Below are 17,651 nucleotides of genomic sequence, written 5' to 3'. Positions count from 1 at the left end.
GCAGCAAGGACCCGGTGTTTGTCCGGGTCTTTTGCTGTATATTGCACCTATACGGAAGACGGGAGAGGGTGAGGGCCGTGAAACAGGAGCAGGCATGGAAGTTAAAATACAAGCAGCCGGCAGCAGTGTGGGAAGAGGCTTTGCCGCTTGGTAACGGGCATATGGGCGCAATGGTCTTCGGCGGTACCGCTGAGGAACGGTTCCAGTTAAATGAAGATACCCTATGGTCCGGATTTCCCCGGGATACGAACAACTACGAGGCGCTCCGCTATCTGAAAAAGGCGCGTGAGCTGGTGGCAGCGGGTAACTATACCGGGGCGGAACAGCTTGTTAACAGCCGGATGCTCGGCGTAAACTGCCAGGCGTATATGCCGCTTGGCGATCTGCTGCTGAAGCAGCCGGATGCGGAGAGCTGTGCGGAATACAGCCGGGAGCTGGATCTGGACAGCGGAGTGTCTACCGTGTCCTTCCGGACAGAGGCTGGCCGGTATACCCGCGAATCCTTGATCAGTGCGCCTGATGGCGTGATGGTTGTCCGGCTTTCGAGCGAGGCTGGCAGCGGCCTGGACCTGGAGCTGAGCCTTTCGAGCCCGCTCAAGCATACGGTGAAGCAGCAGGGAGCAGCTTCACTGGTGCTGGAAGGCCGTTGCCCGACGCATATTGCCGACAATTATCACCGGGATCACCCTTACGCCATTCAATATGAGGACGGACTGGGTATCGCTTTCGCACTGCATATGCAGGTCATTGCTACAGGCGGCAGCCTTGAAGCAGCAGATGGACGGCTGATTATTTCAGGTGCAGACCAGGTGCAGCTGATATTGGCCGCTGCAACGGACTATGAGCAGGTGAAGAGCCGGACGGCACATTTGAAGAGCAGCAGCGGTGCAGGCCCGGCTGGGCTGCTAAGCCCGGGAGAGAGCTGCGAACAGCGGCTGGCGGCGGCTGCCGCTGTACCGTACGAAGTGCTCAAGCAGCGGCATACCGCCGACCATCAGGCACTATTCCGCCGGCTGGAGCTTGACCTCGGGTGGAGCGAGGCGGCTGAGCTGCCAACAGATGAGCGGCTGGCTGCATATAAGGACGGCGGGGAAGACCCGGCGCTGGAAGCGCTGCTCTTCCAGTACGGCCGCTATCTGCTGATCGGCAGCTCGCGTCCCGGCTCGCAGGCCGCCAATCTGCAGGGGATCTGGAATGAGCATGTTACCCCGCCGTGGAACAGCAATTATACGACTAATATCAATACGCAGATGAATTACTGGCTGGCCGAGGTCGGCAATCTGAGCGAGCTTCACGGGCCGCTGATGGATCTGATCAGCGAGCTGAGTGAGACAGGAGCCAGAACGGCCGCGGTCCATTACGGAGCGCGCGGCTGGACAGCCCACCACAATGTGGACCTGTGGCGGAGCTCTGTGCCGTCCGGCGGCGATGCCAGCTGGGCGTTCTGGCCGATGGGCGGCGTGTGGCTGAGCCGCCATCTCTGGGAGCATTACGCGTATAACCCTGATCCTGCCTTTCTGCAGGAGACGGCCTATCCGCTGATGAAGGGTGCAGCGCTGTTCGCGCTGGACTGGCTGGTCGAAGGGCCGGACGGCCTGCTTGTGACCAGTCCGTCAACCTCGCCGGAGAACCGTTTTGTAACCGCAGAAGGGGAACCCTGCAGTGTCTCGATGGGCTCGGCGATGGATATGAGCCTGATCCGGGAGCTGTTCGGGCATTGCCTGGAAGCTGCGCAGCTTCTGGATACGGATAAGGCTTTCCGCCAGCAGCTGGAGCAGACGCTGCCGCGCCTGGCCCCGCTTGTCATCACTGCGGACGGGCGTGTGCAGGAGTGGTTCGAGGATTTCCCTGAAGCAGAACCGGGGCACCGCCATGTTTCCCATCTGTACGGGCTGTACCCGGGGGAGATGATTAATGAGCAGGATACTCCGGAGCTGGTCGAAGCTTCCCGCCGGACGCTGGAGAAACGGATTGCTTCAGGAGGCGGGCATACCGGCTGGAGCTGTGCCTGGCTGATTAACCTGTACGCCCGGCTGCGGGACGGGGAGGCGGCTCACAGCTTCGTGCGGACACTGCTGACTCGCTCGGCCTACCCTAATCTGTTCGACGCCCATCCGCCGTTCCAGATTGACGGGAACTTCGGCGCGGCTGCCGGGATCGCTGAGATGCTGCTGCAGAGCCATCTGGGCGAGCTTCGCCTGCTGCCGGCTCTGCCGGCGGCATGGAAGGATGGCCGGATCAGCGGAATCAGGGCGCGCGGCGGCTACGAGCTGGAGCTTGTATGGCAGGACCATGCGCTGGTATCGGCGAGCATCACCGCATCCCGTGACGGGGAATGCCGGATCGTCTATGCGCGCGGGCTGAAGATTCAGCTGCCGGACGGCAGCTTGGCCGCAGCGGATCAGCCGCTTCAGGTTAAGAGCGGGGAAGTCTACCGCGTGACTGTTAATGAAGGGTAAAAGAATTACCCGGGATGAAATAGTGTGAGCAGACAACGGCTCCCAGCGCAGAGTAAGCTGCGGGGAGCCATTTTTTTTCGATGAAATAAAGCCGGTGGTAAGCAGCAGTGGGGACTTCGAACTAGATTGAGCAGCTATACAAGCTCCAGGAGCTTCCCCTTTACGACGTCAGTCTGTTCCGAGGTCTTACCCTGGATTGCTGGATCGGTAATGCTTTGATAACTCGTGAGGCGGAGTCGGCTCTCTTTTTGCCGGGTGTATTAGTCATAGCGGTAAACCTCCTTGTATCCATTTTCCTGCATACGTATTATAGCAGTGGTCCAAATTCTGCTGGCAGCAGGGCACTATTCCCTCGTAAAACCTTATCTCACGGACTTTCCGGTCCGATAATAATAGTATATACTTTTAATTTGAGATAAAATGGTAATAGTGCTTCAGGATATAGCATAGCAGGACGAAGCAGTTGAGTTTACTAAGATTCTGGTCGTATAGAAGAACTTTCAGGCATCTACTATAGAGTAGGAGTACAAACTATGCTCTACTGTATGCCACAGCCATTGGAAGGTAGCAGGAGGCAAGGGGGAAAACATGCGAAAGAAACATATGTCGCTGATGAAGGCGTTACTCGGGGGAATGCTGCTGTCTGCAGCTTTGCCGCCGGCGGCGTACTACGGCTGGGGGCAGGTCCATGCGGCTGCTGCATCCGCTTCGCTTCAATCGGTAAGCGAGATGACGCAGAAGCTGACGGGGGCAATGAGCAACCGCCGGGAGACGATCACCTTTAAATATACGGGGAAGACAAACAAGCTGAAGGCACAGGTACAGAGTGCGATTGACCAGGCAATGGCCAGTGATATTTATTTGTATTACATTGTTGACAGCTATGCCTTTTCATATAAACAAAACGGCCAGTCTGCTAATGTGACAGTGCAGGTGAAATACCGGGAGACACAGCAGCAGACCGCTTATGTCAATCAGCAGGTAAAAGCCATTCTCCAGAAAATAATCAAGCCGGGCATGAACAACCACCAGAAAATCAAGGCTATACATGACTGGGTGGTGCTGAACCTGAAATACGATAATTCGTATACTAAATACACTGCTTATGAAGGGCTGACAACCGGCAGCGCCGTATGCCAGGGTTATTCTCTGCTTACCTATAAGCTGCTGCTCGGCGCAGGGATCCCGAATAAAATCGTCGAGGGTACTGCCAAGCCGGCGGGAGGGGCAAGACAATCCCATGCCTGGAATCTTGTTCAGCTGAACGGGCTCTGGTACCATCTGGATACGACTTGGGATGATCCGGTGCCAGGCATCGAAGGAGAAGTCAGCACGGCATACTACATGAGAACGGACTCGCAGATGCGCCGTGACCACAGCTGGACGAAATCTTATCCTGCCGCATCGGTCAGCTATGCCCAGACGCTGTCCGAACTGGTCAGCCGCGGCGGAACGGGAGTACCCGTGTTCAAGCAGCTGCAGGAGCAGCTGAATTACAGCCTGTATGAGGAAAATGAAGTTGTGAGCACAGCCTCAGAGCTGCAGTCGCTGGCGAGAGCCGCTGTTGCTTCCGGCAAGCAATCGCTGCTGTTCCGTTACCGGGGAAGCGAGAAGCTGCTGAAGAATGATCTGCAGACGCTGTATGCACTTGGGCTGGACCAGCTTGCGTACACCAGCTCTGTTTTTGAGAATACCGGTGATCTCAAGGTCTATGTTACCTGGAAATAACAATGGAGGGGCTCTCCCATGCGGTTGCTGTCCTGATGCGAAAGGAACGCAGCAATCAGTTGTTATGTATTGCAAAAGTGCATCAAAACAAATTCCCGTACCGGGTTTACACGGTACGGGAATACAAGTGCAGTTAATTTCCACAACTGCATGCAGATAATTATCCTTTACTTCTTCAGGTTCCAGCTGTCGGCACCATACTTCTCCTCAGCAAGCCGGTTGGCCAGTTCAATTTCGAAGTCAGTCAATGTCCCGGGGATGAGCTCCGTACCCAAATTTTCTGCGAAACCTTGATGAAAGGCTTCCTCCAAATTACGGATAGTCACCGGAGAGTCCCCTTTCCGCCGCAGGCATGAATTAATATCAACCGCTTTGCGCTCAAAAATCTTCTTCATCCGCTGTTTGTCCTCAGAATCGGTGAAGTTCAAGACATTGAACAGAAGATCCGAGTCCAGCTCGAGAAGAATGGAGCCGTGCTGCAGAATGACTCCCTTGGAACGCATTTGAGCGCTTCCCGCGATTTTTCTGCCTTCGACTACAAGCTCGTACTTGGATGGCGCATCGAAGCAAGCCGCCGACATGGGCTTGTTTCCACGCCGGGAATCCTCTACTTGCCAATCTGCCAAGGTAGGTGTCCGGGAAGATTCCAGGCCCGTCATATGTGCATCCAGACCCAGCTTCCGGAAACCGAGCAGCAGCCCCATGCTTAGCACGCGGTATGCCTCCACTACACTTGCCGGAATACCGGGATAGTTCTCCGATACGATGATGCTGTAGGTGAGCTCTTGATCATGAAGCACAGCCCGGCCGCCGGTCGACCGCCGCACAAACCCCAGGCCGTACTCTCGAAGCGCAGTGAAGTCCACTTCCTTGGCGGCATGCTGGAAGCAGCCGATGGACAATGTCGCTGGATTCCATCCATAGAATCGCACCGTGGGCGGGACAAGACCCCGCTCGTGTGCGGTGAGCATCGCTTCGTCGATCGCCATGTTTTCCGCAGGCGTCCGGTTTCCTGTATGTACAAACCTCCACATCGTCATCATATCCCCGCCTCCAGCTTGCCGGCACCGATTTTCGCATCATAATAAAGTGAAGTACCGTCGAGTTTAACTTTGTCTATATCCGCCTTATGCTTGTCTAACCGCATCGCCGGGTACTCCCTTCGTCAGAACTTAAATAACGCCAGCTATCTCTAGACCGGAATCCCTGCTCATTTCTCAAGCACAGCGGCTTCCGTACCCGCAGCAGCCGATTTCGCGCTCTCCGTTTGCTCCCGGGCATGATAGGAGCTGCGGACAAGCGGACCCGCCTCGACATGTGCAAAGCCCAGCGCCAGTCCCTCCCGCTTCAGCTCAGCGAATTCTGACGGTTCATAATAGCGGTCGACCCCAATATGCTTGAGTGTAGGCTGCAAGTACTGACCGATCGTCAGAATGTCACAGCCTGCAGCTCTCAAATCCTTCATCGCTTCGATGATCTCTTCCTTCGTCTCACCCAGCCCGACCATCATGCCGGATTTCGTCGTCTGCTCCGGACGCAGCTCTTTCGCAAGGCGCAGCACAGAAAGAGATCGCTGGTATTTCGCCTTCGCCCGCACTTTGTCCGACAGCCGGCTTACGGTTTCCAGGTTATGATTCAAAACATCCGGCTTCGCCGCCAGTACGAGAGCAAGCCGGTTCACTTCCCCGCCTAAATCCGGGATCAGTACCTCGATGTCCGTCAGTGGATTGCTCTCACGCACCGCTGTAATTGTTGCAGCGAACATCGAAGCTCCGTGATCGTTCAGATCATCCCGGGCAACGGAAGTAATAACGACATGCTTAAGTCCCATCTCCTTGACCGACTGTGCCACATGCCGCGGCTCCTCGAGATCAAGTTCCGTCGGTAAACCCGAGGTAACGGCGCAGAACCGGCAGGCGCGTGTACAAATATTCCCCAGAATCATGAAGGTCGCTGTCCGCTGACTCCAGCATTCATAAATGTTCGGACATTTTGCCTCTTCACAGACCGTGTGAAGCTTGCGGCCGCGCATCATCGAGTTAATCTCTTTATAACCGTCCCCCGTAGTGAGTGATATTTTAAGCCAATCGGGTTTACGTTCTCTTGCCTTCTGCATTGTCAGCCTCCCATATTCAAATGTAATGAATAATTTCTGCTTGCCATGCTGTGAAATCATCGGACATAGGACTGATAGAAGCCTATGCTTATTTTTACCATAGTCTACCGCCTGGCACATGAACAACGCAAGAAATATTCGTAACAATTTTAAGAAAATTTTTTCTGAATCATGACGTCTTGCAGACTGGCTAGACATTCTGTCAGCTGGAGTACAACTGGGAAACATAGAAAGGAATGTAAGCTGAACGATAAACAAAAAAAGGATGCTCCGCGCCACAGAGGCAACGGGGGCATCCTTTTTAATGTAGTAAATAGTTCAGCTGCTGAACGAGGGCTTAATCCGCATGGGTGCTGAGATCGCAATCCTTGAGCGGGATGAGGCGGCTTGGTCTGAACCAGCGGTAGCCGGCCCAGATCAGCAGGAACAGCGGCAGGCTGATATAGGAGACCATTACGCCGTACCAGTCGATGCTGCCGCCGGTGAAAGCGCCCATGTTTTGGCCGAGGACTGCAATCATGCAGAGTGCGAAGGCAAAAAGCGGGCCGAACGGGAACCATTTAGCCCGGTACGGCAGCTCATCCAGTGAATGGCCCTGCTTCACGAAAGCACGGCGGAACCGGTAATGACAGATGGCAATGCCCAGCCAGTTGATAAAGCCGCACATCCCGGAGGCGTTAAGCAGCCAGTTGTACACTGCACCGTCGCCAAAGAACGAGGCGAGGAAGGCAAGCATGCCAACTGCTGTAGTTACCAGCAGGGCGCCGACAGGCACGCCGCGGCGGTTCAGCTTGCCCAGCGCACGCGGCGCCATGCCATCCTTGGCCATCGCGTACAGGACGCGGGTGGAGGCATACATGCCGGAGTTGCCGGCCGACAGCACGGAGCTGAGGATAACGGCATTCATCACAGAAGCGGCGATCGCCAGTCCGGCTTTGTTGAAGACAATGGTGAACGGGCTGACGCCGATGTCGTCGATGCCGCCGCGCAGCAGGTCGGGATTCGTGTAAGGAATCACCATGCCGATGACAAGAATGGCAAAGATGTAGAAGATCATAATCCGCCAGAATACCTGGCGGATTGCGATCGGCACGTTGCGGCGCGGATTCTCGCTCTCGCCGGCGGCGACGCCGACCAGCTCGGTTCCCTGGAAGGAGAAGCCGGCAGCCATGAAGACGCCGACGAAGGCGAAGAAGCCGCCGTGGAACGAGCTGCCGCCGAGCTGGAAGTTGCTGAAGCCGATCCGCTCGCCGCCCATAATACCGAAGATCATCAGCACGCCTACAACTAAGAAGACGATAACGGTGATGATTTTGATGATCGCGAACCAGTATTCCGATTCCCCGTACCCGCGGGAGGAGAGGAAGTTCAGGCCGAACATCAGAACCAGGAACAGCAGGCTCCATAGGGTGGAGGAGCTCTCAGGGAACCAGTACTTGATGATGACGGTGGCCGCAGACAGTTCGGCTGCTATGGTCACCGCCCAGTTGTACCAGAAGTTCCAGCCGATGGCGAAGCCGAAAGCCGGGCTGACAAACCGGGTGCCATAAGTGCTGAAGGAACCGGAGTCCGGCAGATAGGTAGCCAGCTCGCCAAGGCTGGTCATCAGGAAGTACACCATGAGGCCGACCGCAGCATAAGCGAGCAACGCTCCGCCCGGGCCGGAGGAGGCAATCGCGCCGCCGCTGGCCAGGAACAGTCCGGTTCCGATCGAGCCGCCGAGGGCGATCATCGTCAAGTGTCTGGCTTTGAAGGTTTTGCGCAGTGCCGGCTGCTGGTTGTCTTGTGTTGCTTGCATAAAAATGGACACTCCTTCTGAAGGTTCGTGTTTCTGTTCATGAAGGGGAGTGGTATACGAAGCCGCCCTCACACATGAGGGCGGCAAATCCTGTAGGCGCAAAAAAACCGCAGACGGATCTGCGGTTTCCTGAAAATACGGCTCCGCATCATACTCCCTGTTAAGATAGCGCAACACAGTGCAGAATCCGGCAGGCAATTGCGGCCTGCGGTACACTGTGACAGTTCCGTGCCTGTTCGGCAACGGCCCCAGTCAACGGCGCATTTAGGAGCGGCGGCGCTGACTTCGGCGGATATTCCTTTCGGCGGCTTCACAGGCGGCTCTTAACGCCTCTGCACGCTTACTTATAATATTCGCGACCTCTACCTCATCTTAGGTATGATGAGGCTATCTTTATACAATATGAACACAACAGGAATTAGTATAATGCAACACCTAAGACTCACGCAATAACAAAATACGGCAGCTGCGTGTCAGGTACGGCGGCGCTCCGACATTTGCTGCCAGACGGTGCCGGCCGCTTCCTCACCGGAAGCAATCCGCTCCAGCGCCATGCGGGCCTGCAACCCGACCTCGAATTCCGGGTCGTCGGCCGCAGCTGCCAGTGCATCATGAGCTTCGGCGGTGCCGACCTCATAGAGGAAGCGCGCCGCCCGCCAGCGGACGAGCTTGCTGGCATCCGTCAGCGCCGCCGTCATCACCGGCGTCGCTGACGGATCGCCGATGTCGGACAGCGTGTCCCCGGCCGTGCGCCGCACGGCTGGAGCACTGTCTGCCATCGCCTCATAGAGCAGCTCCATCGCCTCCGGCGTGCGGATGTCGCCCAGGTACACGACCGCAAGCCTGCGCAGCTGCAGCTTGGGGTCGTGCAGCGCCTTGCGCAGCTCCGGCAGGAGCTCTGCGCTTGGCGCCAGATCCTCCAGCGCGGCGTAGCGCACGCGCCAGTCGGTATCCTGCAGGTCTCGCAGCAGCTCGGCCTGCTCCTTCTTCTGCCGCTGCTCGACGAACTCGCCGGCGGCCCCGTGCGCGATGGCCTGCTGCACGAGGGAGTCGAGGCGTTCCTGCGGATACGCCGCTTCCAGCTCCTGCTCGACCTCGCGGGCAATGTCCGGCGGCTCGCCGTAGCGCACGCCGTAATCGGAGAGCTTGCGCTCCTTGATCAGCACAGCGCTGGCCACATCGGTCACCGCCTGCGTGAAGCGGCTGGAGAGGGCGATGCGCTCCTCATTCGCGCCGGTCTTCACGCGGATCTGGATCGGGATGCCGCGGAACATCTGGACGAATACCTGCGATTCCCCGAAGTGGGCACCGGCATTCTCATCCTCCAGATTAATCTCCGCGCTCAGGCCGTCAGCGCCAAAGCGGCTCTGCACCTCGCGGAGAATCGCTGCCCAGTCGGCGCTGCCCTTGCGCTCCAGGGCGGCAAAATCAGCGGCGTGGTAGATGCTGGTCACGCCGGAAATACTCAGCATATCCCGCGCCCAGGCAGGGGCGCTGCGCTCACTTTCCGGTGTATACGTCCGGCGTATGCCGGGCTCTAAGCTCTCGTCCAGATGAAGCTTCATCGTATTTGGACTTGGAGTCGGTTCAATAAATGTAATCTTCATACGTTTAGCTCCCCTTTAATCGGTACAGGCACCGTAGTCTTTATCCGCATTTTACATCATAATACGGGCGGAATACAAAACGGGAGCCTGCCCCGGCAGCTTAATCAGGCACAAAAATGGGTAAAATTTGTACTGAATCCTGTTAAGGAGAGATGCCGTTATGGCTAAAATAAGATATAACAATATTGATAATGTCGGTGTGGACAAAACGCTAAAGGAACTGCGCCAGTGGCGCGAGGAGCGCCGGACGAAACAGAAGGACTACACTTACAAAGTACCGAATTATCCGCCGGAGCTGACCTATCTAACGGGAAACCGGCTGGATACGACGATAACCTGGATCGGGCATTCCACCTTTTTCATGCAATATGAGGGTCTGAACATTATTACCGACCCGATCTGGGCGCGCCGGCTCGGATTCGAGAAACGGATCGGCCAGCCGGGGATTCCCCTGAACGAGGTGCCGCCGGTGGATCTGATCCTGATCTCGCATTCCCATTATGATCATCTGCATTTCCCGTCGATACGCAAGCTGTATAAGGCGGCTACCAAAATAGTTGTACCGGCCGGCCTCAAGCGGAAAATGCTCCGCAAGGGCTTTCCGAACTGCTATGAGATGCATTGGTGGGAGGAGCTTATCCTGGGACCGGTCAAGCTGACCTTTGTGCCGACCCAGCACTGGACCCGGCGGACGCCTTTTGATACCAACAGCTCCCACTGGGGCGGGTATGTGCTTCAGCCTGCCGAGCCGGGCAAGCATCCGGAAGGGGGGAAGGACGGGCAGAAGCGCAAGCTGCCGCCGAACCTGTATTTTGCCGGAGACAGCGGCTTCTTTCCGGGCTTCAAAGATATCGGCAGCCGCTTCAAGCTGCATATTGCCCTGATGCCGATCGGTGCCTACGAGCCGGAGTGGTTCATGAGCTCGCAGCATGTGAATCCAGAGGAAGCAGTACAGGCTTTTCTGGATGTAGGTGCGGAAATGATGATTCCGATGCATTTCGGCACCTTCCGGCTGGCCGACGATACGGCGCGGGAGGCACTGGACCGGATGGAGCTGGCCCGCAAGGCCCAGGGGATCAGCCCCGAACGGATACGCACTCTGGGTTATGGAGAGACATTAATTGTGCATCCGGAGGAGCGTTATTCGGGGCAATAAGGGGCCTGCTTAGGGATTTAATGCCAAAACCGCACGAACAACGTGATCTTACGGGCTATTTGCCTTGATTTTATGCTATAATGAGCCGAAACCCTAAAGTGAAAAGGATGGTAATGCTTAATGATTAGCACAAGCGGCGTAACACTCCGCTACGGAAAACGCGCACTTTTTGAAGATGTAAACATAAAATTCACACCAGGAAACTGCTATGGCCTGATCGGGGCGAACGGTGCCGGTAAATCTACTTTTCTGAAAATCCTGTCCGGCGAGATTGAAGCCAATATCGGGGATGTGCATATCACTCCGGGCGAACGTCTGGCAATCCTGAAACAGAACCATTTCGAGTACGATGAATATCAGGTGCTGGAAACGGTAATTATGGGTCACACCCGCCTTTATGAAATTATGAAGGAGAAGGATGCCCTGTACGCCAAAAGCGACTTCACGGAAGCTGACGGCCTGCGCGCCGGTGAGCTTGAAGGTGAATTCGCCGAGCTGAACGGCTGGGATGCCGAGCCGGATGCAGCAGCAATGCTGATCGGCCTGGGCATTATGCGTGAAATGCACGACAAAAAGATGGCCGAACTCAGCGGCAACGAGAAGGTCCGGGTATTGCTTGCTCAAGCCCTGTTCGGCCGTCCGAACAACCTGCTGCTCGATGAGCCTACCAACCACTTGGATCTGGAATCCATCGGCTGGCTGGAGAACTTCCTCATGGATTATGAAGGTACTGTTATCGTGGTATCCCATGACCGTCACTTCCTGAACAAGGTCTGCACGCATATTGCGGATATCGACTTCGGCAAAATTCAGATGTATGTCGGCAACTACGACTTCTGGTATGAGTCCAGCCAGCTGGCTCAGACCCTGCAGCGTGATGCCAACAAGAAGAAGGAAGATAAGATCAAGGAGCTGCAGGCGTTTATCCAGCGCTTCTCGGCCAATGCTTCCAAATCCAAGCAGGCGACTTCCCGTAAGAAGCAGCTGGAAAAAATTACACTGGACGATATCCGTCCGTCCAACCGTAAATATCCGTTCCTCAACTTCAAGCCGGAACGCGAAGCCGGTAAGCAGCTGCTTACGGTTACTGGCCTGAGCAAGACAGTTGAAGGTGAGAAAATGCTGGATGAATTCAGCATTGTAGTGAACAAAGGCGACAAGATTGCTTTTGTCGGCCCTTATTCCCAGCCGAAGTCACTGCTGTTTGATATTCTGATGGGCGAGAAGGAAGCCGACAGCGGTGAATACTCATGGGGCGTAACAACTACCCAGGCTTATTTCCCGAAAGACAACTCCAGCTATTTCGACGGTGTGAACCTGAACCTCGTGGAATGGCTGCGCCAGTACTCCAAGGATCAGGATGAAACCTTCCTGCGCGGATTCCTGGGCCGGATGCTGTTTGCCGGTGAAGAAGCGCTGAAGAAGGCAAGCGTGCTGTCCGGGGGAGAAAAGGTCCGCTGTATGCTGGCCAAAATGATGCTGAACGGCGCGAACGTGCTTGTATTCGATGAGCCGACGAACCACTTGGATCTGGAATCGATCACTGCGCTCAATAACGGGCTGATTGATTTTGACGGAACCATTCTCTTTACTTCCCATGACCATCAGTTCATTCAGACCATCGCCAACCGGATTATCGAAATTACGCCTACCGGCGTAATCGACCGCTCGATGAGCTATGATGAGTATCTGGAGAATCCGGAAATTAAGGAACTGCGCCAGCGCATGTATCCAGTCGAAGTATAATGGAATGCATAAAATGAACGGTTGATGTTCATAACACAACGGCTGCGTTATCCCTTGAGGATGACGCAGCCGTTTATGTTACCTTATGAAGTTACACCCCTAAGGACCTAAAGTCCTAGGAGCCGCCGGTGCGGCGGCGCTGATTGTTAGGCTTTTTGTTGTTCTGGCTCTTCAGCGGCTTAGCTGAGCCGGCCTGAAACGACGAGCCCGGTTTGTTTGAATTCTGCTGTTTCTTCTGCTCCAGCTTCTGACGGATGGCATCTGCCAGATTGATCTTCGGCTTTTCGGTATTTTCGCTCATTATGTTACCCCCTTATGAAGCAAGTCCTATTCCTCATTTTAATTGTTTTTAAATCCCGCCACAAGGGCAAGAATAATTCAAGAAATCAATTGCCGGAGCAGGTCGGGCAAACAAATTTAAACAATAGGGAGTGTCAGACGGTGGCCGATATTTATGAGGATATACGCAAAGGTGAACGCGGGGCGATGGTCAGTATTGCCGCCTATCTGGTCTTGTCCGCATTCAAGCTGGTCAGCGGCTATTTATTCGGCTCCAGCGCCCTGCTGGCCGACGGTTTCAACAACCTGACGGATATTGTAGCCTCAGCCGCGGTGCTGGTCGGGCTGCGGATTTCGCGGAAGCCGCCTGATTCCGACCATCCGTACGGGCATTTCCGGGCTGAGACCATAGCCGCCCTGCTGGCGTCCTTTATCATGGCGGTAGTGGGTATACAGGTTATCGTTGAAGCTGTGCGTTCGCTCTTTGAAGGAGCCAAGGCAGTTCCGGAGCTCTGGTCAGCAGCAGTAGCGGTGGTGTGTGCAGCGGCGATGATGGGGGTATATATATATAACAAGAGATTAGCCACGCAGATCAATAATGGTGCCCTGATGGCTGCCGCCAAGGACAATTTCTCCGATGCCATGGTCAGTATCGGTGCGGCAGCGGGGATTGTCGGTGCACAGTTCGGTCTGCCGTGGATCGATTCTGCCGCTGCAGTTGCTGTGGGCCTGCTTATCCTGAAGACAGCCTGGGATATTTTCCGCGATGCCACATACCGGCTGACTGACGGCTTTGAAGAGGCCAGGCTGCTGGATCTGCGCAGTACCATTGCCCGGACTCCGGGAGTAGAGGGGATTAAGGATATCAAAGCCCGGGTTCATGGAAGCTATGTGCTGGTCGATGTCGTTGTGGAGGTCGATGCCGGCATTAGTGTGACAGAAGGCCACCGGATCAGCGACTCCATTGAAGAGGTTATGAGCAGCAGGCATAACATCATGAATGTGCATGTTCATGTCGAACCCAAAAGCTAAGAGAGTTTGCTCCTAATTAGCTGTAATTTCCACCAAATCCAAGGAGAAATCAAGACTATAGACCCGGTACTTACCATAACTTGGCAAGTTTATTTGTGAGAATAGAAGCATGTTCCAATTCCCGCCTGCACCTATAATGAGGGCAGAAAGCAACAATGATAGCGCGCGCCGTTGTTGAATTCTCATCTTTGCATAAGCGGGGGAACGCTATGATAAGATCACATAAACAGCTAACAGCATCGTTATTGGTCTCGGCATCAATTGCATTATCCTGGGGAGTGTTCAGTCCTGAGCAGGCATTCGCCGCACAATCGGCACCATCTGTAACGGCTTCTGCTTCGCTGACAGGCGTTATTCAAGCTTCGGTTCGTCTGCGCACGAGCCCTTCTACAAGCGGCAGTGTGATTAAATATTTAGCTAAAGGCGATCAAGTAGTTATCCTTGAAGAAACCAACAGCTACTGGTATAAAGTCAGAACGGCCTCCGGTGAAGTCGGATATACGAGCTCGGGCGACCAGTACATCAGCGTAGCTTCCGCACCTGCGGTAACACCTGCTGTACAGACGGCTGTTATTCAGGCGAGTGTCCGGCTGCGTGAAACACCATCAACCAGCGGAAAAGTGCTGGGTTATCTGAGTGCAGGTGATCCGGTGGTTATTTTAGAAGAAACCAATAGCTACTGGTACAGAGTACAGACTACCAACGGCACTATCGGCTATACCAGCTCGGCTGATCAGTATATCCGGCTGGACGGGGCGCCGGCTGCGCCGGCACCAGCTCCTACACCGGTTCCTACACCGGCTCCGGCTCCTACGCCAGCACCAACTGCACCGGCTGCACCGGCAAAGTCAGCTGTTATAGACAATGTCATTGCAGCAGGCATGAAATATCTGGGGACACCGTATGAATTCGGCTCCAGCAGAAGTAATACAAGCACCTTTGACTGCTCGGATTTTATCCGCCAAATGTTTAAGGATGCGCTCAATTTAACCTTGCCGGCCGATTCCCGGCAGCAGGGAACCTGGGTGCGTGAAAACAGCACCACAGTTACTGATATTTCCAGTCTGAAACGCGGCGATCTGATGTTCTTCATGGATTATCAGGGCAGCTCGGCTTCTGCCTATGCAGGAGTGGACAGATTTTCAGAACGGATCTCGCATGTGGCAATGTACCTCGGAGACGGGAAAATTCTGCATACGTATTCTGTATCTTCCGGCGGTGTAAGAGTGGATAATCTTAGCTCGTCCTGGACGAACCGGTTCCTTTACGGAGGTTCGGTCATCCGCTGATTATAGTGGAGGATATACGTGCGGAAGCGCTGGCAGTACAAGGTTTGTGACGGGTGAACAAAGACGGGTTGATTGTAGGACTATCTCTTTTGCAGAAATTCTTCTGCTGAGATAGTCCTTTTTTTGTGTTATCGTAAAAAGCAAGACAGCAGCCATAAGACCGGATGGTCATAGGCTGCTGTATATATGCCCTGGCGGGGCATGATCCGGATTCGGCAGATGCAGATATTATGGAGTAATTACGTAGGCGGAAGCAGGAACCTTGATCCATGCTTTGCCCATCCAGGTGTAAATCTCTCTCCATTCGTTGCCCCAGGCATCGGTCATCACAGCGCCGGTTGTATCAATGGTCTGCGCGCTGAGCCAGCCGGCCGGAGTCAAGCTGGATGTGGAGAAATGGAAAGGAGTTGCTTTTGTCAAAATAATCATTGGAGTCGCCGGTTTGATGTCCGCCGGAGTAATTACAGTTTCGAACTGTTCATTGTAAGTGCTTCCAGTAACTGTTGTGGTTCCTTCTGTTGTACCGGTAACTTCTGCCGCTGAAGCCGATGCTGCAATGGATGCCATGAGACCTACTGCTACGGTAAAACTGGCTAATTTTTTCATCTGTAATTCCTCCTAGTGTGGGTTTGGGTTAGCGGATTTTTCCATGTTTGAACTGTGCTAATATGCATGTAAACAAAAAGGGGAGGCAGTGAACCAGCCGTCCAGATAAAACTTTAAAATTCATTTGAGGGCGGGAAAGGCCTATACGATCTGCTGCGGGAATAGGATATTAGTGGCAGAGGACATTTCGTACATAAAAATAATCCGTACATAAAACAACCCGGAGCTCCTTAGCGGAGTTTCCGGGTTTAGCACCATTATGTTATGCAAGGCTCACCGATCTAACATTCAGTAAGTTAATATTCCGGCTGGATATGATTACATTGACCTTCCGCGCTGTCCGGTAAAGAGGGAGACAATGAACAGGATCAGGAAGATAAAGAACAAAACCTTGGCGATACCGACTGCCGCTCCTACGATATTAAAGAATCCGAACACACCGGCGATGAGTGCGATCACCAGCAGAATTACCGACCATTTCAGCATGTGAAGTCATCCTTTCTGTCGGGTGGTGTAGTCCATTTTTAAACGGGCTTTTCCGCTTTGAAACATGAAGGCCCGCTCTGGTCTTTAAGGCGCTTGACAGGCTGTTTCGGGCTTTAGGCGTGAGGGTAACTATGCAGTAACAAGGCAGGGCAAGCCGACATTTTATGACTTGGAAGGGGTTTTTGAAATGATCATTGAACTTAGCGTAGCATTGGTTGCTGTCGCATTCGCCGTACTCGTCTTCTTTTTAATTAAAACATTGAACTCAGCAAAGGAATCCCTCGACAAAGTCAGCCAGACTCTGCAGGAAGTGCAGAAGACAGTAGATGAGCTTACCTACGAGATCAAGACAACCGTAAGGCATGCCAATGATATTACTGCAGATGTGCAGGGTAAAATCCAGAAGATTGATCCTATTGTCGATTCCGTCAAAAATCTCGGCGATGTTATGAACGAGCTGACACTGACTGTCAAGCAGGTTTCAGTTACAGTGATTGAGAAATACCGCAAGTCCCGTGAGCTGAAGCAGAAGGCAGGGGCTGTGTCAATCGATGAGAAGCCGCTGTCTCCGGCAGAAGAACGTACGGTGAAATCCTATGACGCTGCATACGCCAAAGAAGCGCCGGGAAAAATAGGAGTGGCGCTGAAGGGTATAGATGCCGCAGCTGCAATCTGGCAGAAATTCCGTCATTAATCCTTCATTCAGCGTTCAAAATGTAACCTTAAAATCAAAGTCCCATTAACACAGCACCGGTGCACATTATGAAAGGCGGGACGGTCTTATGAACGTCATCATTCTTTTGTTTAGCCTGTTTTCCTCTTATCTTACTCCCTCTGAGCAGCAGCAGGTGCAGGCTCCTGCCCATTTCTTCACAATGCAGCCCGAAGCAGTCCTTGCTTTTGAACAGGGTCTGAGTCTGGACCGTTATATGGACAGCTTTGATTCAATGGCCGGAGCGGCTTTGTATGCGCCTGTGGAAGAACTTCTGCTCACTAAGGGCACACCGCTGAATATTACGCCTGACCCTTGGCAGGAATGTCTGGAATATCAGTATGCCGATATGACAGCAGGTATATGCGATGGGATGGTTACCTACATTCATGTTTCTCCGGCCCAGGCCGGATTATACGGTCTGAAGCTGAATGAGGTTATACTGAACCCGGCTGATGACAATGTGCGTGAATTGCTGGGCTATCCGGATTTTATCGCTGAAGACGGTGATGTTTATATAAGAGGAAATGCAGCGCTTAAGATTTACCGCAATTCAATAACCGGTGAATGGGACGGAATTGATTTATTTGATGCAAATGCTTCCTGAGGTGTTTCATAAGCTGCGGTTAAGGTTAAA

At 53.9% G+C, this 17,651-nt stretch carries 15 protein-coding genes and 1 riboswitch; of the genes, 8 read left to right on the top strand and 7 right to left on the bottom strand.

All coding sequences use genetic code 11. The annotated features are described in order from the left end of the window. The first annotated feature begins 77 nt into the window (after positions 1-77). Positions 78-2,459 carry a glycoside hydrolase family 95 protein gene (locus NST84_RS26660; protein ID WP_342563081.1) on the top strand — a complete coding sequence of 794 codons (2,382 nt, stop codon included), beginning with the start codon at positions 78-80 and terminating at the stop codon, positions 2,457-2,459. A 588-nt stretch (positions 2,460-3,047) separates the two neighbouring features. Next, on the top strand, positions 3,048-4,187 hold the full coding sequence (locus NST84_RS26655) for a transglutaminase domain-containing protein (protein ID WP_342563080.1): 1,140 nt from the start codon (positions 3,048-3,050) through the stop codon (positions 4,185-4,187). 167 nt (positions 4,188-4,354) lie between these two features. Here the strand turns inward: NST84_RS26655 and NST84_RS26650 are convergent, their stop codons facing one another. The 4 genes from NST84_RS26650 to NST84_RS26635 all read right to left on the bottom strand — a co-directional run bounded on the left by NST84_RS26650 (position 4,355) and on the right by NST84_RS26635 (position 9,708). After that, complete coding sequence (locus NST84_RS26650) at positions 4,355-5,227, bottom strand: biotin/lipoate A/B protein ligase family protein (protein WP_342566532.1); 873 nt, start codon at positions 5,225-5,227, stop codon at positions 4,355-4,357. 170 nt (positions 5,228-5,397) lie between these two features. After that, entirely contained in the window at positions 5,398-6,303 is a 906-nt protein-coding gene (gene lipA, locus NST84_RS26645; protein WP_342563079.1) for a lipoyl synthase, read from the bottom strand. A 337-nt stretch (positions 6,304-6,640) separates the two neighbouring features. Beyond that, positions 6,641-8,101 carry an amino acid permease gene (locus tag NST84_RS26640; RefSeq protein WP_342563078.1) on the bottom strand — a complete coding sequence of 487 codons (1,461 nt, stop codon included), beginning with the start codon at positions 8,099-8,101 and terminating at the stop codon, positions 6,641-6,643. Between the two features lie 158 nt (positions 8,102-8,259). Continuing rightward, positions 8,260-8,474: riboswitch (Lysine riboswitch) on the bottom strand. A gap of 100 nt (positions 8,475-8,574) precedes the next feature. Continuing rightward, a complete protein-coding gene (locus tag NST84_RS26635; protein WP_342563077.1) occupies positions 8,575-9,708 on the bottom strand; it encodes a virulence factor in 1,134 nt (377 codons plus the stop codon). A gap of 160 nt (positions 9,709-9,868) precedes the next feature. On the opposite strand from NST84_RS26635, the gene NST84_RS26630 reads away from it, so the two are divergent. Continuing rightward, positions 9,869-10,864 carry an MBL fold metallo-hydrolase gene (locus tag NST84_RS26630; protein ID WP_342563076.1) on the top strand — a complete coding sequence of 332 codons (996 nt, stop codon included), beginning with the start codon at positions 9,869-9,871 and terminating at the stop codon, positions 10,862-10,864. 120 nt (positions 10,865-10,984) lie between these two features. Continuing rightward, complete coding sequence (locus NST84_RS26625; RefSeq protein WP_342563075.1) at positions 10,985-12,610, top strand: ATP-binding cassette domain-containing protein; 1,626 nt, start codon at positions 10,985-10,987, stop codon at positions 12,608-12,610. A gap of 115 nt (positions 12,611-12,725) precedes the next feature. On the opposite strand, the gene NST84_RS26620 is transcribed toward NST84_RS26625, so the two are convergent. After that, on the bottom strand, positions 12,726-12,911 hold the full coding sequence (locus NST84_RS26620; RefSeq protein ID WP_068729748.1) for a hypothetical protein: 186 nt from the start codon (positions 12,909-12,911) through the stop codon (positions 12,726-12,728). A 140-nt stretch (positions 12,912-13,051) separates the two neighbouring features. On the opposite strand from NST84_RS26620, the gene NST84_RS26615 reads away from it, so the two are divergent. Next, positions 13,052-13,921, top strand: coding sequence for a cation diffusion facilitator family transporter (locus tag NST84_RS26615; RefSeq protein ID WP_342563074.1), 870 nt, complete (start codon positions 13,052-13,054; stop codon positions 13,919-13,921). Between the two features lie 209 nt (positions 13,922-14,130). Continuing rightward, positions 14,131-15,210: a C40 family peptidase gene (locus NST84_RS26610; protein WP_342563073.1), complete on the top strand. Its 1,080-nt coding sequence runs from the start codon at positions 14,131-14,133 to the stop codon at positions 15,208-15,210. A 228-nt stretch (positions 15,211-15,438) separates the two neighbouring features. Here the strand turns inward: NST84_RS26610 and NST84_RS26605 are convergent, their stop codons facing one another. Together NST84_RS26605 and NST84_RS26600 are read right to left on the bottom strand one after the other, a co-directional pair. After that, entirely contained in the window at positions 15,439-15,816 is a 378-nt protein-coding gene (locus tag NST84_RS26605) for a hypothetical protein (protein WP_342563072.1), read from the bottom strand. Between the two features lie 318 nt (positions 15,817-16,134). After that, positions 16,135-16,302 carry a DUF1328 domain-containing protein gene (locus tag NST84_RS26600; RefSeq protein ID WP_042180844.1) on the bottom strand — a complete coding sequence of 56 codons (168 nt, stop codon included), beginning with the start codon at positions 16,300-16,302 and terminating at the stop codon, positions 16,135-16,137. Between the two features lie 187 nt (positions 16,303-16,489). Between NST84_RS26600 and NST84_RS26595 the strand changes: the two genes are divergently transcribed. Together NST84_RS26595 and NST84_RS26590 are read left to right on the top strand one after the other, a co-directional pair. Then, the gene (locus NST84_RS26595) at positions 16,490-16,996 is read left to right on the top strand and encodes a DUF948 domain-containing protein (RefSeq protein ID WP_342563071.1); all 507 of its coding nucleotides are present in this window, start codon (positions 16,490-16,492) and stop codon (positions 16,994-16,996) included. An 88-nt stretch (positions 16,997-17,084) separates the two neighbouring features. Then, positions 17,085-17,621 carry a hypothetical protein gene (locus NST84_RS26590; RefSeq protein ID WP_342563070.1) on the top strand — a complete coding sequence of 179 codons (537 nt, stop codon included), beginning with the start codon at positions 17,085-17,087 and terminating at the stop codon, positions 17,619-17,621. The last annotated feature ends 30 nt before the right edge of the window (positions 17,622-17,651 follow it).

It is taken from the genome of Paenibacillus sp. FSL R7-0345, from assembly GCF_038595055.1.
Classification (GTDB): domain Bacteria; phylum Bacillota; class Bacilli; order Paenibacillales; family Paenibacillaceae; genus Paenibacillus_AQ.
Note: the sequence above shows the minus strand (reverse complement) of the source record. Positions and strands in the feature narration are given on the sequence as shown.